Annotated in this window: 14 protein-coding genes; 8 read left to right on the top strand and 6 right to left on the bottom strand. The window is 63.0% G+C overall.

Going from position 1 to position 13,782, the window contains the following annotated elements:
* Positions 1 to 150: 150 nt before the first annotated feature.
* Together HNE05_RS08580 and HNE05_RS08575 are read left to right on the top strand one after the other, a co-directional pair.
* Positions 151 to 1,809, top strand: coding sequence for a nitrite/sulfite reductase (locus tag HNE05_RS08580; RefSeq protein ID WP_173205638.1), 1,659 nt, complete (start codon positions 151 to 153; stop codon positions 1,807 to 1,809).
* Positions 1,793 to 2,290, top strand: a complete 498-nt coding sequence (locus HNE05_RS08575; RefSeq protein ID WP_173205635.1) for a DUF934 domain-containing protein — start codon at positions 1,793 to 1,795, stop codon at positions 2,288 to 2,290. The genes HNE05_RS08580 and HNE05_RS08575 overlap by 17 nt, the downstream gene beginning before the upstream one ends.
* Positions 2,291 to 2,434: 144 nt before the next feature.
* On the opposite strand, the gene HNE05_RS08570 is transcribed toward HNE05_RS08575, so the two are convergent.
* Positions 2,435 to 3,019 carry a TetR/AcrR family transcriptional regulator gene (locus HNE05_RS08570; RefSeq protein WP_173205633.1) on the bottom strand — a complete coding sequence of 195 codons (585 nt, stop codon included), beginning with the start codon at positions 3,017 to 3,019 and terminating at the stop codon, positions 2,435 to 2,437.
* Positions 3,020 to 3,131: 112 nt separating this feature from the next.
* Between HNE05_RS08570 and HNE05_RS08565 the strand changes: the two genes are divergently transcribed.
* Positions 3,132 to 3,569, top strand: coding sequence for a hotdog fold domain-containing protein (locus HNE05_RS08565; protein WP_173205630.1), 438 nt, complete (start codon positions 3,132 to 3,134; stop codon positions 3,567 to 3,569).
* Between the two features lie 55 nt (positions 3,570 to 3,624).
* On the opposite strand, the gene HNE05_RS08560 is transcribed toward HNE05_RS08565, so the two are convergent.
* Positions 3,625 to 4,614 carry a YhdH/YhfP family quinone oxidoreductase gene (locus HNE05_RS08560; protein WP_173205627.1) on the bottom strand — a complete coding sequence of 330 codons (990 nt, stop codon included), beginning with the start codon at positions 4,612 to 4,614 and terminating at the stop codon, positions 3,625 to 3,627.
* Between the two features lie 11 nt (positions 4,615 to 4,625).
* Positions 4,626 to 5,648 (bottom strand): protease SohB, encoded by a 1,023-nt coding sequence (gene sohB, locus HNE05_RS08555; RefSeq protein ID WP_173205624.1) that lies wholly within the window; start codon positions 5,646 to 5,648, stop codon positions 4,626 to 4,628.
* 328 nt (positions 5,649 to 5,976) lie between these two features.
* Here sohB and HNE05_RS08550 point away from each other — a divergent pair, with 328 nt between their 5' ends.
* From HNE05_RS08550 to HNE05_RS08535, 4 genes are all read left to right on the top strand, one after another.
* Positions 5,977 to 6,687 carry a histidine phosphatase family protein gene (locus HNE05_RS08550; protein WP_173205621.1) on the top strand — a complete coding sequence of 237 codons (711 nt, stop codon included), beginning with the start codon at positions 5,977 to 5,979 and terminating at the stop codon, positions 6,685 to 6,687.
* 62 nt (positions 6,688 to 6,749) lie between these two features.
* Positions 6,750 to 7,064 carry an SCP2 sterol-binding domain-containing protein gene (locus HNE05_RS08545; protein ID WP_137972692.1) on the top strand — a complete coding sequence of 105 codons (315 nt, stop codon included), beginning with the start codon at positions 6,750 to 6,752 and terminating at the stop codon, positions 7,062 to 7,064.
* A gap of 464 nt (positions 7,065 to 7,528) precedes the next feature.
* On the top strand, positions 7,529 to 8,596 hold the full coding sequence (locus HNE05_RS08540) for a phosphotransferase family protein (protein WP_173205617.1): 1,068 nt from the start codon (positions 7,529 to 7,531) through the stop codon (positions 8,594 to 8,596).
* A gap of 21 nt (positions 8,597 to 8,617) precedes the next feature.
* Positions 8,618 to 9,385, top strand: coding sequence for an SDR family oxidoreductase (locus HNE05_RS08535; protein ID WP_173205614.1), 768 nt, complete (start codon positions 8,618 to 8,620; stop codon positions 9,383 to 9,385).
* Positions 9,386 to 9,683: 298 nt separating this feature from the next.
* Here HNE05_RS08535 and HNE05_RS08530 read toward each other — a convergent pair whose 3' ends face one another.
* A complete protein-coding gene (locus HNE05_RS08530; RefSeq protein ID WP_173205611.1) occupies positions 9,684 to 10,334 on the bottom strand; it encodes a hypothetical protein in 651 nt (216 codons plus the stop codon).
* 101 nt (positions 10,335 to 10,435) lie between these two features.
* Here HNE05_RS08530 and HNE05_RS08525 point away from each other — a divergent pair, with 101 nt between their 5' ends.
* On the top strand, positions 10,436 to 11,221 hold the full coding sequence (locus HNE05_RS08525) for a TSUP family transporter (RefSeq protein ID WP_173205608.1): 786 nt from the start codon (positions 10,436 to 10,438) through the stop codon (positions 11,219 to 11,221).
* Positions 11,222 to 11,269: 48 nt separating this feature from the next.
* Here HNE05_RS08525 and nudC read toward each other — a convergent pair whose 3' ends face one another.
* Together nudC and HNE05_RS08515 are read right to left on the bottom strand one after the other, a co-directional pair.
* Positions 11,270 to 12,103 (bottom strand): NAD(+) diphosphatase, encoded by an 834-nt coding sequence (nudC, locus tag HNE05_RS08520; RefSeq protein ID WP_173205605.1) that lies wholly within the window; start codon positions 12,101 to 12,103, stop codon positions 11,270 to 11,272.
* Positions 12,103 to 13,773: a FimL-related protein gene (locus HNE05_RS08515; protein ID WP_173205602.1), complete on the bottom strand. Its 1,671-nt coding sequence runs from the start codon at positions 13,771 to 13,773 to the stop codon at positions 12,103 to 12,105. Before HNE05_RS08515 ends, nudC begins: the two co-directional genes overlap by 1 nt.
* Positions 13,774 to 13,782 lie beyond the last annotated feature (9 nt).

Genomic DNA, 13,782 nt, shown 5'->3' with positions numbered 1-13,782 from the left:
AGTATCTTTAGTTCTTGCCTTATACAAAAACATCACTTTTGCGCATAAACCTTAGCTGGTATCTTGCCCCCGCTCTTTAAGGAGCGCGCTGCCGTGTGCGCAAAAGCCCTAGCTGTCTGAAAAAGCAGTAGCCTGAACCACAGGACATATATGTACGTATACGACGAGTACGATCAACGGATCGTCGAGGACCGCGTCAAGCAGTTCCGCGACCAGACCCGCCGCTATCTGGCCGGCGAACTCTCCGGTGAGGAGTTCCGCCCCCTGCGCCTGCAGAATGGCCTGTATATCCAGCGCTTCGCGCCCATGCTGCGCGTGGCCGTGCCTTACGGCCTGATGTCTTCGGCCCAGGTACGCATGATGGCCAAGATCGCTCGCGACTACGACAAGGGTTACGCGCACATCAGCACCCGGCAGAACGTGCAGTTCAACTGGCCGGACCTCGAAGACGTGCCGGACATCCTCGCCGAGCTGGCCACCGTGCAGATGCACGCGATCCAGACCAGCGGCAACTGCATCCGCAACACCACCACCGATCAATTCGCTGGCGTGGCCAAGGACGAACTTATCGATCCGCGCCCCTGGTGCGAGATCATCCGTCAGTGGTCGACCTTCCACCCGGAGTTCACCCACCTGCCGCGCAAGTTCAAGATCGCCGTCAACGGTGCAGTGAGCGACCGCGCCGCCATCGAGGTGCATGACATCGGCCTGGAGGCTGTGCAGAACGCCGCCGGCGAGCTGGGCTTCCGCGTTTCCGTCGGTGGTGGCCTGGGCCGTACGCCGATCGTCGGCAGCTTCATCAACGAATTCCTGCCGTGGCAGCATCTGATCAGTTATCTCGACGCCATCCTGCGCGTGTACAACCGCTATGGCCGTCGCGACAACAAGTACAAGGCGCGCATCAAGATCCTGGTCAAGGCGCTGACGCCTGAGGTGTTCGCCGAGCGCGTGGACGCCGAGTGGGCCCACCTCAAGGATGGCCCGACCACCCTGACCGAAGCCGAGGTCGCCCGTGTGGCCGCCCACTTCATCGACCCGGCCTATGCGGCCCTGGCCGACCAGGATGCTGCCCTCGCCCAGCTCGACGCCGAGCATCCGGGCTTCGCCCGCTGGCGTCAGCGCAACACCTTCGCCCACAAGCGCCCCGGCTATGTCGCCGTGACCCTGTCGCTGAAGCCTACCGGCGTGGCACCGGGCGATGTCACCGACAAGCAGCTGGATGCCATCGCCGACCTGGCCGATCGCTACAGCTTCGGCGAAGTGCGCAACAGCCATAACCAGAACATCATCCTCGCCGACGTCGAGCAGGCGCAGCTGTTTACCCTCTGGGGCGAACTGCGCGAGAACGGTTTCGCCACGCCGAACGTCGGCCTGCTGACCGACATCATCTGCTGCCCGGGCGGCGACTTCTGCTCGCTGGCCAATGCCAAGTCGATCCCGATCGCCGAAGCCATCCAGCGTCGCTTCGATGATCTGGACTACCTGTTCGACATCGGCAATATCGACCTGAACATTTCCGGTTGCATGAACGCCTGTGGCCACCACCACGTCGGTCACATCGGCATCCTCGGCGTGGACAAGAAAGGCCAGGAGTTCTACCAGGTGTCCCTCGGCGGCAGCGCCGGCCGTGACGCCAGCCTGGCGCAGATCCTCGGCCCCTCCTTCGCCGAAGCGGACATGGCCGACGTGATCGACAAGATCATCAAGGTCTACGTCGAACAGCGCACCGATGAAGAAAGCTTCCTCGACACCTTCCGCCGCGTTGGCGTCGACCCGTTCAAGGAGCGTGTATATGCAGCGAATCATTAAGAACGGCCAGGTGCTCGACGAAACCTGGCACCTGCTGCCCAAGGACGCCACGCTCGATGGCATCTCCAACTGCGACGACCTGATCGTGCCGCTGGCCCTGTGGCGCGAGCATGCTCATGCGCTGAAGGCCCGCGATGGCGGCCTCGGCGTATGGCTGGAAGCCGGTGAGGAAATCGAAGAGATCGCCGACCAGCTGGACAACTTCCAGGTGATCGCCCTGAACTTCCCCGCCTTCACCGACGGCCGCCACTGCTCCAGCGCCTACCTGCTGCGTACCCGCTACGGCTACAAGGGCGAGGTGCGAGCGATTGGTGATGTGCTGCGTGACCAGCTGCTTTCCTACCAGCGCGTCGGCTTCGATGCCTTCGCCCTGCGTGCAGACAAAGACCCGCTCGATGCCCTGAAAGCCTTCGAGGAATTCTCCGAGGTCTACCAGGCGTCTGCCGACCAGCCGCAGCCGCTGTTCCGCCGCCGGGCCTGAGCACGGCCAGCAGCATGAAAAGCCCCGCCACGTGCGGGGCTTTTTTATTCCAAACCCGCCGTAGCCCGGATGCAATCCGGGAGCGGAGCCGCCTGCTTCCCGGATTGCATCCGGGCTACTGAACCTGTCGTGCCTAGCGCGCTCCTACGGATTGGCGCGTACCGACTCCCAGGCCACCTGCGCCAGCAATTGGCGGCAGTCGGCCAGTTCGGTCTGAGTGCGCCCGGCCAGCCAGTTGCGGGCAAAGTCATGGGTCGGGCCGATGATCACCGAGGCGAAGCAGTCGGCCGGCATGACTTTGAACAGGCCCTGCTCCCGATAGCCGGACAGCGCCTCGAAGATCCGCTGGAAATGCAGGCGGTTGGCCTCGCGCAGTTCATCGCCGCGCTCACTGGCCTCGACCCGGCCGCGACTGTGCAGGATGAAGCGCGCCCAGTCCGGATTGGCCGCCACCCAGTCGATGTAGCTGGTCACCAGCAGCTTGACGCAGGCCTCGGCGCTATTGGCCGTGCTGAAGCCCTGCTCCAGCAGCTCGGCATACTCGCCCGTACCGGCCAGATAGAGCGCCGCGATGATGCGTTCCTTGTTACCGAAGTGGTGATACAGGCTGCCGATGCTGGCGCCGGAACGGTCGCGAATCATCTCGATGGTCGTGGCATCCACGCCAAACTCGGTAAAGCAGGCCAGGGCAGCCTGGAGAATTTCGTTTTTGCGCGAGGGACGGGCCATGGGATTCCTTAACACTCAGCACTAGAATATTCTTCTAGAATTTAATTCCAATAACCGTATACTGCCTCGGCGCGCGCTTCTCTTCAATGTATTTGCCATTCCAGGAGCACCCATGAGTCAGATGATGCAGATGTACCAACAAGCCGGCCCGGCGCAGTTCAGTGCCATGATCGGTCAGGTCGCCCCCTACTTCGCCAGCATCGCCCCGCAGTTCGTCGAGCTGCGCGCGGGTTACGCCGAAGTGACCTTCGCCAAGCGCCGTGAGGTGCTCAACCACCTGGGCACCGTGCATGCCATCGCCCTGTGCAACGCCGCCGAACTGGCCGCCGGCACCATGACCGACGCCTCGATCCCCAAGGGCTGCCGCTGGATCCCACGCGGCATGACCGTGGAATACCTGGCCAAGGCCGATGGCGACATTCGCGCCGTGGCCGACGGCAGCGCCATCGACTGGAGCCAGCTGGGCGATGTGAAAGTGCCGGTAATGGCCTATGTTGGTGACAAGCCGGTGTTTCGCGCCGAAATCACCATGTATGTCAGCCAGGCCTGATCGCCTGAAACGCAAAGGCCCGGCATAAGCCGGGCCTTCTGTCACGTCACGCCGATCAGCCGAGATTGACCAGCACCCGACCGACCTGCTTGCCCGCGAGGATCTGCTCGATCTCCTGCGGCAACGCTTGCAGCCCCACTTCCCGCGCCAGGGCCTCGAGGTTGCCGAGCTTCCACTGCACGGACAGCTTGTCCCACATGGACGCCTTGACCACCAGCGGTAGTTCCACCGAGTCCACGCCCAACAGGTTGGCGCCACGCAGGATGAAGGGCATGACATTGGCCTTGAAACCGACCCCGGCAGTCAGCCCGCAACAGGCCACGCTGGCGCCATAGCGCAGCGACTTGACCACGTTGAACAGGATGTCGCCACCCACCGTATCCACCGCGCCAGCCCAACGCTCCTTGAGCATCGGCTTGTCGATGCCTTCCTGCAGTTCACTGCGCGGCACGATCTGCTGCGCCCCGAGCTGGCGCAGGAACTCGCCCTGCTCGACCTTGCCGGTGGCAGCGGCCACGCTGTAGCCCAGACGCGCCAGCAAGGCCACGGCAACACTGCCCACCCCTCCAGTGGCGCCGGTCACCAGCACCGGGCCTGCCTCAGGGGTCAAACCGGCCTGCTCCAGCTTGTCCACGCACAGCGCGGCGGTCAGCCCAGCCGTACCGAGCAGCATCGCTTCACGCAGGCTGAGCCCGGCCGGGCGTTTGATCACCCAGGCCGCCGGCACACGGATGTACTGGCCAAAACCACCGGCGGTATTCATGCCCAGGTCGTAGCCAGTGACGATCACCTCATCGCCCACCGCAAACTCGGGCACCCGCGACTCGGCGACCACCCCGGCGGCATCGATGCCGGGCGTATGCGGATAGCTCCTGGTCACGCCACGGTTACCACTGGCGGACAAGGCATCCTTGTAGTTGAGCGAGGAGTACTGCACACGGATCAGCACATCGCCGACTGGCAGATCAGCGGTGTCGCGCTCCGTCACCTGAGCCGAGAACGCGCCTTCGTTTTCGCTGACCAGCAGCGCCTTGAACTGAGTCATGCAGCCTCCCGTTACCAGAAACGTTGTTGATGGAGCCGGTTCCACCAGTTCAGTAGCACCCGGTCGAGCGCCACGCTGGCAGCCAGACCGAAACGCTCCGACAGGCTCTTCTTCTCAGCGTAATGCAGGTGGAACAGATTGGCTTCGCGGGCGCGTTCGGCCAGGTACTCGTCACTGGTCTTGAGTTCATCAACCAGCTGTTTCTCCAGCGCGGCGATGCCCAGCCAGACCTCACCGGTGGCGATCTCGTCGATCACCAGTTGCGCGCGATAGCGGGCCACGAAGTTCTTGAACAGCACATGGGTGGTTTCCAGGTCTTCCTGGAACTTCTCCCGGCCCTTGTCGGTGTTCTCGCCGAACACGGTCAGAGTGCGCTTGTATTCACCGGCGGTCAGCACTTCGAAATCGATGTCGTGCTTCTTCAGCAGGCGGTGCACGTTGGGCAGCTGCGCCACCACCCCGATGGAACCGAGGATGGCGAACGGCGCAGCCAGAATCTTCTGCCCGACGCAGGCCATCATGTAGCCGCCGCTGGCCGCCACCTTGTCCACGCAGATGGTCAGCGGTATGCCGGCGTCACGAATCCGCGCCAGCTGCGACGAGGCCAAGCCATAGCTGTGCACCATGCCGCCACCGCTTTCCAGGCGTACGACCACTTCGTCGGTGGCGCTGGCCATGCTCAGCAAGGCGGTCACCTCGTGGCGCAGGCTGTCGGTGGCCGAAGCCTTGATATCGCCATCGAAGTCGAGGACGAACACCCGCGGCTTGCTGGTGCCGGCCTTCTTGTCGATCTTCGCCTGCTTGGCTTCGGCCTTGTGCCGAGCCTTCAGCTCAGCCTTGTCGAGCAATGCATGCTCGAGGCGCTCGCGCAGGGCTTTGTAGAAATCGTTCAGCTTGTGTACATCGAGATGGCCGCTGCCTTTGCCGCGACCTTTACTGCGCAGCGCCGCGATGGTCACCAGTACCACGATCACCGCCACCACCAGGGTTACGGTACGGAGCAGAAACTCCGCATAGTCCATCAGAAACTCCACAGCTCCCCCTTATTCGTACCCGTCCAGGAAGCCGCCAGCGGCCCCTGCCAGCCTCAAGCATACCGAGGCAGGCAGGCAGTGTCCGCAGCGGAAATATCTGTTCATGCTTGGACAAGTAATTAACTGCCAGAAGCAGCGGCACTATCAGCCTCGGCTATGGCGCCTCATACCCCCACAAGCACGCCGAAGCGCAATGGCCCAGTGGGCGAGCAAAGCCGCACATCGGTAGCCCTCAGACAATTCAAACAAGCGTATGTTTTTTCGTTGACAGCGGCCCGGCTCTGCCCATAACCTCGCGAAACTTCCACTGCCGGGATCGACTGCAGACGTGGGCAGCATCTACCTGATTCGCCATGGCCAAGCCTCTTTCGGTGCAGACGACTATGACGTGCTGTCGCCGACCGGTATTCGCCAGGCAGAAGTACTCGGTGATCACCTGGCACACCTCGGCCTGAGCTTTGATCGTTGCGTGAGTGGCACCCTGCGCCGTCAGCAACATACCGCCACTGCCGCTCTGCAGCGCTGCGTCGCGGCGGGCCTGCCGGCGCCAGAGCTGGAGCTGGACGCCGGCTTCAACGAATTCGATGCCGAAGCGGTGATCCGCGGCTTGCTGCCAGCCATGCTGCCGAGCGAGCCGGATGCCCTCGACATCCTGCGCAACCCAAAAGACAACCGCGCCGCCTTCCAGCACCTGTTCGCCCGCATCATCCAGCGCTGGGTCAGCGGTGAACACGACCAGCCCGGTCATGAAACCTGGCAAGGTTTTGTCGGTGGTGTACAGTCAGGGCTTGAGCGCCTGCTCGCCCAGGCTGATAACAAACAGAACATCGCCGTGTTCACTTCCGGCGGCACCATTACCGCCCTGCTCCACCTGCTGACCGGCGTACCCGCCCACAAGGCGTTCGATCTCAACTGGCAAATTGTTAACACCTCGCTGTCGCGCCTGCAGTTTCGCGGCAGCCAGGTGACCCTGGCTTCCTTCAACAGCCGTGTGCATTTGGAGCTGTTGAAGGCGCCGGAACTCATCACCTATCGCTGAGTTCCAGCCCACTGCGGCCCGCAAGGCCGCCAGAAAACCCTCGATAACAAAGGATAGAAACCATGAGCTCCGTTGCCGACACCATCAACACCATGAAGTCCAAGTTCAACGCCAGCGCTGCTGCCGGCCTGGACCTGGTATTCCAGTTCAACATCGAAGACGGTGAGAACTACGCGCTGATCGTCAAAGACGGCACCTGCGACGTGCAGCAAGGCGACAACGCCAATGCCAACGTCACCCTGATCATGGACAGCGCCACCCTGGCCGGTATCGCTTCTGGCGAAACCGACGGCATGCAAGCTTTCATGGGCGGCAAACTGCGCGCCGAAGGCGACATGATGCTGGCCATGAAACTGGCCGAACTGTTCCCGGTGTAAGACCCAACGTCTACGCTGTGGTAACACGAAAAACCGGAGTCCTCGACTCCGGTTTTTTTTCGCCCGCATTAGGGGCTGTTGACGTTTCGGCGCAAGCCGCGTTGCTGCGCCAAATGGCGCCAGGCTAGGCGCGGGACGTAGGAAATGGTGATCCCTTGCCAAGGCCCGCAACGACGCATGGCACCATTTGCCGCGCAACCCGAAGGGACGGGCCAGTTTTTGCGCGGAACGTCGTTACTCGACGGCTCATTTGGACGACCAAACTTCGCGTCTCGCGCCTAGCTCCGCGCAAAAACTGGCGCCGTCGCGGTCGCGCCGAAACGTCAACAGCCCCTACTGATCAGGGCTCTTGATTGCACGGCAACACCCAGATCTATAACGCTGTGCTTAGCTTGTTAGGCCAGCCCGGCAACATTAGATTAGCCAATAATTAGTGCCACCCATCATAAGCAGAAGGGATAAGCATGACGCTTACAGACCAATCTACCGGGATCCGTGATGGCGAAGAACTCGACGCCGCCACCATTGACCAGTACCTCAAGGCACATATCCCCGATCTGACCGGCGAGCCGCGCATCAGCCAGTTCCCGGGCGGCGCCTCGAACCTGACCTATCTGCTGGAATACCCGAACCAGGAATTCGTCCTGCGCCGCCCGCCGTTCGGCCACAAGGCCAAGTCGGCGCACGATATGGGTCGCGAGTACCGCATCCTCAATCAGCTCAAGGCCGGCTTCCCCTACTGTCCCAAGGCTTACGTGCATTGCACCGACGAATCGGTGATCGGCGCAGAGTTCTATGTGATGCAGCGGGTCAAGGGCATCATCCTGCGCTCCGACATGCCAACCGAGCTGAACTTCAGCGCCGAGCAGACCCGCGCGCTATGCAAGAGTTTCATCGACAAGCTGGTCGACCTGCACAACGTCGATTACCAGGCCTGCGGGCTGGCCGATCTGGGCAAGCCGGAAGGCTACGTCAAGCGCCAGATCGAAGGCTGGAGCGATCGCTATGAGAAGGCCCTGACCCCCGATGCGCCGACCTGGGAGCCGGTCAAGGCCTGGCTGCGCGAGAAGATGCCGGCCGACCACAGCAAGCCGGGCATCGTGCACAACGACTACCGCTTCGACAACGTGATCCTCGACCCGAGCAACCCGATGCAGATCATCGGCGTGCTGGACTGGGAACTGACCACCATCGGCGACCCGCTGATGGACCTGGGCAACACCCTCGCCTACTGGATCGAGGCGGCCGACCCGGCGCCAGTACAACTGATGCGCCGTCAGCCGAGCAACGCCCCCGGCATGCTGACTCGCCAGGAGTTCGTCGACTACTACGCCGAGCGCTCGGGCATCCAGATCGACAACTTCGACTTCTACTACACCTACGGCCTGTTCCGCCTGGCCGGCATCGTGCAGCAGATCTACTACCGCTTCTTCCACGGCCAGACCAAGGACAAGCGCTTCGCCCAGTTCGTTCACATGAACAAGCTGCTGGAGCAGATGAGCCTGCAGGTCATCGGCAAATCCACCCTCTAAACCGGATCAAGGTAAACCAGAATGTCCAAGACCAACCTGTTCGACCTCGACGGCAAGATCGCTTTCGTCTCCGGTGCCAGTCGTGGCATCGGTGAAGCCATCGCCAAGCTGCTGGCCCAGCAAGGCGCCCACGTGATCGTTTCGAGCCGCAAGATCGACGACTGCCAGAAAGTCGCCGACGCCATCCTCGCCGACGGCGGCAAGGCCACCGCCGTGGCCTGCCATATCGGCGAGATGGAGCAGATCAGCAACGTCTTCGCGATGATCCGCGAGCAGTTCGGCCGCCTCGACATTCTGGTCAACAACGCCGCCACCAACCCGCAGTTCTGCAACGTGCTGGACACCGACCTGAGCGCGTTCCAGAAGACCGTCGACGTCAACATCCGCGGCTACTACTTCATGTCCATCGAAGGCGGCAAGCTGATGAAGGCAGGCGGTGGCGGCAGCATCATCAACGTCGCGTCGATCAACGGCGTCTCGCCGGGCGAGTTCCAGGGCATCTACTCGGTGACCAAGGCGGCCGTGATCAGCATGACCAAGGTCTTCGCCAAGGAATGCGCGCAGTTCGGCATCCGCTGCAACGCCCTGCTGCCGGGCTTGACCGACACCAAGTTCGCCTCCGCGCTGACCAAGAACGACGCCATCCTCAACCTCGCCCTGCAGCGCATCCCGCTCAAGCGCGTGGCCGCCCCGAGCGAAATGGCCGGCGCCGTGCTGTACCTGGCCAGCGAAGCATCCAGCTACACCACCGGCGTGTCGCTGAACGTGGATGGCGGCTTCCTCTCCTGAGGCCCTGCTCTTTCACAAAAGCATCAGCCATGAAAAAGGGACCCTCGGGTCCCTTTTTCATTGTTTGGATCTTGGAGCCTGTTCACGATCTTCTGGATTAGAACCAGACAAGGCGCAACGTTAGTAACAGCCTCCGGCTGGTCAAAATGGCCGAGGAAGCGGAGTTTACGAGCTGTAAATGAGCATGACTCGTTTCACTCGCCCTTCGGGTCGCGCGGAAGCGCGTTAGCCGCAAGCGGCTTGCCGAGGCCATTTTTAACGCAGGATGGTCGACAGCCAGGAGATCGTGGACAGGTTCTTACTGCCAGTCTTTCAGGGCCTGATTGGCCGCCTGGTTCATCGGCTGGGCCAGCAGACCGGTCGGGCTCAGACTGACGCTGAACATCGCACCGTCGGCAATCGGCAGGTAGGTCACGCGCGCCGCCTCCGGATCGAACAGGAACAGGTCATGCTGGCCCAGGCGCAACCAACGCCACAGATCGATGCCGTAGGGGCTCTGCGCCAGGGCCACCTGGGCGTGGCGCGCGCTTTCCTGCTGCTCGATGGCGAGGAAACGCCCGGAGAGTTTTTCCAGGCGATAACCCGGCTGCAAACCAATCAGCGCGGCCAGGCCTTTCCAGCGCAACAGGCGACCATCGAGCTGCCACAGATCGCCTTCCAGGGTGACCTGACGTTCTTCGCCACCCTCCAGCAGGCTGACCTGGAAACGCTGCGGGCCGTCGGCATTGAAGCTCAGCGTCAGCAGCGGCTTGCCTTCCGGCAGCGGGCTATAGCTGAGCAGGTCATAGGCGACCACGCCGACCAGCCCGGCCAGGCCGACAAAGGCCAGCCCAACAGTGCCGCGCAGCCAGCCAAGGAACCAGCTACGCGACAACAGAATGCGCGCGGCAATAAACAGCGCCAGTATCGCCAGAAGGCCAATGAACCAGGCCAGGCCGTCATACTGCATGGGTGTAATTCCTTCTCCGTGAAATTGCCGGCATTATGCGCAGCAGGCAGACGGACAGGCCAGTCGCCACCCCGCACAATTGAATCCACGTCGAGTTTTTTATGCCTTTTGCTTTTGAGTTGGGTGTCGAACCGCTCACTCTGGCGATTCTCGCCCTGGTCGCCTTCACTGCCGGCTTTATCGACGCGATTGCCGGTGGTGGCGGCCTGCTGACCATCCCCGCCCTGCTCACTGCCGGCCTGCCGCCACATCTGGTGCTGGGCACCAACAAACTATGCGCCACCTTCGGCTCAGCCACGGCCAGCTACACCTTCTACCGGCGCAAGCTGTTCCATCCCCGGCAATGGCGCAATGCCCTGCTGGCCACGGCGGTGGGCGCAACCCTGGGCGCCATTCTGGCCCATTGGCTACCCGCCGCCTGGCTGAACCAGATGCTGCCGGCGGTAGTGTTCGGTTGCGGTCTGTACCTGCTGTTCGGCAAGACGCCGGAGACCCATGGCCCGCAGGATGCGCCCATTGCCCAGCAGCGCCAGTGGCCACAGGGGCTCGGCCTGGGCTTCTACGATGGCGTGGCCGGCCCCGGCACCGGAGCCTTCTGGACGGTCAGCACGCTGCTGCTCTACCCACTGGACCTGGTACGCGCCAGCGGCGTGGCACGCAGCATGAACTTCGTCAGCAATGCCATGGCCCTGACGGTGTTCATCATCACTGGCCAGGTGGCTTGGCTGCTGGGTATCTGCATGGGCCTGGCGCTGATGGCCGGAGCTTTCTTCGGCGCGCGCACGGCGATCCGCGGCGGTTCGAAATTCATCCGCCCGGTATTCATTCTGGTGGTGTTGGCGCTGACCGCGCGCCTAGCTTGGCAGCACTGGTTCGGCCAGGCGTAGGCTGAGCTGCGTTAGGCTGGATGGGTAAAGCGCCAGCCCCCTACTCGACTAGCGTGCCAGCTGCGGCTCGGGCTGGCCCAGACGGCGAGCCACATAGAGGTCGATCAGGTAACGGGCAATCGAGCGCGTCATCGGCAACGGTGGCAGCTGCTCGATATGAAACCAGCGCGCATCCTCGATCTCGTCGGCCTGCGGAACGATCTCACCGCCAACGTATTCGGCATGGAAACCGAGCATCAGCGAATGCGGGAAAGGCCAGCCCTGGCTGCCGAGATACTGCAGGTTGCCGACCTCGATGCCGACCTCCTCATGCACTTCGCGCAGCACACACTCCTCCGCCGACTCACCCGGCTCGACGAAACCGGCCAGGGTGCTGTACACGCCAGGCACGAAGCGCGGCGAACGAGCCAGGAGAATCTCGTCGCCACGGGTCACCAGCACGATCATGCTCGGCGAAATACGCGCATAGCCATCCAGGCCGCAGGACGGACAACGCATGCAGCGTTCGCCCGGCACCTGCTGGGTCGGCGTACCGCAGCGCCCGCAGAAGCGATGCTGGCTCTGCCAGGTCGCTACCTGCTCGGCGAACGCCAGCATGCGAAACGTCGGGTAATCGGCCTGCAGCATGAACTGACGCATGCTCTGCCAGGAACAACCTGGCAACTCAGCGGGCTGCTCCAGCTGCAGCAACCAGACGGCCTCGCCATTGAAATAACCCAAGCCCTGCTCGCCACGCAGCGGCAGATCCTGGCGCTTGAGCCATTCACGGGGAAACAACACGCCATTGCTGTCGGCCAGGAAACCCTGGGCGCCATGCACCAGCGCCCAGCCACCGGCCTGGCTGTTATCCAGCGGCGGCGTGGTCTGCCAACCCGCTGGCATCAGGCGGCTACCGGCAGGCCCAGGGCGCGCACGCTTTCCTCGGCGAGGTCGAGCACACTCGGGCTGGTTTCCGGACGCAGCACGGCGCCACCTTCCAGGTAGTACTCCAGGCTGCTGAGGGCATCGGCCAGGGTTTCCAGCATCTGCTCGGACGGCATCTGCTGGGTTTCGATCATGCGTGTCTGGATATAGTCGGCGCACAGGCCGATCAACTTGGCCGCACGCTCCTGACCGAGGAACCACAAGCCACCGCGCACCGCCTGCAGGCTGATCGGCACGTTAGCCAGATGCATGCGGTCACCGTCGGATTCCAGGTAGGAGGTGATCGCCCGCTTGGCCAGCGCCAGACCGCCCTGAGCCTCGTCGACCACCACGATGCGCGCCTCAGTCAGCTGATGGGCGGCAAAGGCCTCGCCTTCATCGCCCGGCTGAATCTGCGCAGGACGCTGATCACGGCGCTCGCCACGCTCGAGGCTGGCGACCATGCTTTCCACATAGAGCACGGCTTCGGCCAGCTTGTGCAGGTCCTGCATTTGCGCCGGGCTGGCTTCGCCCCAGCCCGCTACCACCGGCAGCTGCACCTGCAGGGCATTGGCCGCCGAGCTCAGGCCAACCATGCCGAGGGTCTTGGCCAGCTTGCCCAGCAACGCATGCAGGTTGCCGAAGCTGTCCGGCTGGGCTGTGCCGCGCTCAATCAGGTCGAGCAGATCCTTGACGCTGGCCAGCTCCTCGCGAATCGCCGAGGACAGCGAACGCATCACGCCCTGCCCCGGCCCGGACAGGCGCTGGTATTCCTCATCGAGCAGATGGTCGGTGAACGGCAGCGCATTGAGGCCGAACACTTCGCGCACCGCGCTGGCCTGCTCGCCCTTGCTGTCGGCCAGAGCCACCAGGTACAGCAGCTCCTTGAGCAGGCTGCGCGGCGCCTCGTAGGCGCTGTTGCCCAGGGCCTGCTTGAGTTCGCGATCGAGGCGGGAGAACAACTGCTTGCGTGACTTGCGTGGCAACAGCTGACCATCCAGCTGCGCTTCCACGGCGGCAGCACCGACCCAGCACAAGCGCCCGCGCGAGTCATCACCGAACAGACTGTCGAGGCGCGCCAGGGCACGCAGCATCAACTTGAGGCCGGCCTGGGGGTTGTCCTCGCGGATAAAACCGAGCAGGCCGACCTGATACATGTGACGCAAGCGCCGGGTATCCTCGGCCGATACGTCGCCGGGAACCATGCGCGCAGCGCGCTGCTGATCGAGCCGCACGCTGAAGAAGAAACTTTCCGGCAGCGGCGGCTGGGCACCGGCCTGCCGCAGCTCGTTGATCGCCGGCAGCAGCAGCTCGGGCATTTCCTGGCGATGGGCGTCGACGTTTTCCAGATAACGGCGCAGCACGTACAGCGCATTGCTCAGCGCCGAGAGCTGCACGTCGCGCTCTTCGCCAGCGCCGGCGGGGATATCGGTGGCCTGTTGCAGGACTTCCTGGGCCAGCAACTCGGCCCCGGCCAGCTCGATCAGGTTGAGCGTGCCGCGGACCTGCTGCAGGTTTTCCACGGCCTGCTGCAACAGGCTGCCGTTGTGCCGTTCGGCAATGAAGTGTTCGAGACTCTGCTCGGTCTCTTCCATGGTGGTGAACAATTCGTCACGCACCAGACTCAGGGATGTCGCTCCAGTGACCATAGGTCTACT

Origin of the sequence: Pseudomonas campi (genome assembly GCF_013200955.2) — a bacterium.
Lineage (GTDB): Bacteria > Pseudomonadota > Gammaproteobacteria > Pseudomonadales > Pseudomonadaceae > Aquipseudomonas > Aquipseudomonas campi.
The sequence above is the reverse complement of the archived record's forward strand: the minus strand, read 5'-3'. Positions and strand labels throughout refer to the sequence as shown.

Coding starts and splice junctions, on each gene's coding strand:
- HNE05_RS08580 (WP_173205638.1), top strand. CDS start 151: ATGTACGTATACGACGAGTACGATCAACGGATCGTCGAGGACCGCGTC.
- HNE05_RS08545 (WP_137972692.1), top strand. CDS start 6,750: ATGAGCTCCGTTGCCGACACCATCAACACCATGAAGTCCAAGTTCAAC.
- HNE05_RS08515 (WP_173205602.1), bottom strand. CDS start 13,773: ATGGTCACTGGAGCGACATCCCTGAGTCTGGTGCGTGACGAATTGTTC.
- HNE05_RS08540 (WP_173205617.1), top strand. CDS start 7,529: ATGACGCTTACAGACCAATCTACCGGGATCCGTGATGGCGAAGAACTC.
- HNE05_RS08535 (WP_173205614.1), top strand. CDS start 8,618: ATGTCCAAGACCAACCTGTTCGACCTCGACGGCAAGATCGCTTTCGTC.
- HNE05_RS08565 (WP_173205630.1), top strand. CDS start 3,132: ATGAGTCAGATGATGCAGATGTACCAACAAGCCGGCCCGGCGCAGTTC.
- HNE05_RS08525 (WP_173205608.1), top strand. CDS start 10,436: ATGCCTTTTGCTTTTGAGTTGGGTGTCGAACCGCTCACTCTGGCGATT.
- HNE05_RS08570 (WP_173205633.1), bottom strand. CDS start 3,019: ATGGCCCGTCCCTCGCGCAAAAACGAAATTCTCCAGGCTGCCCTGGCC.
- HNE05_RS08530 (WP_173205611.1), bottom strand. CDS start 10,334: ATGCAGTATGACGGCCTGGCCTGGTTCATTGGCCTTCTGGCGATACTG.
- HNE05_RS08560 (WP_173205627.1), bottom strand. CDS start 4,614: ATGACTCAGTTCAAGGCGCTGCTGGTCAGCGAAAACGAAGGCGCGTTC.
- nudC (WP_173205605.1), bottom strand. CDS start 12,103: ATGCCAGCGGGTTGGCAGACCACGCCGCCGCTGGATAACAGCCAGGCC.
- HNE05_RS08575 (WP_173205635.1), top strand. CDS start 1,793: ATGCAGCGAATCATTAAGAACGGCCAGGTGCTCGACGAAACCTGGCAC.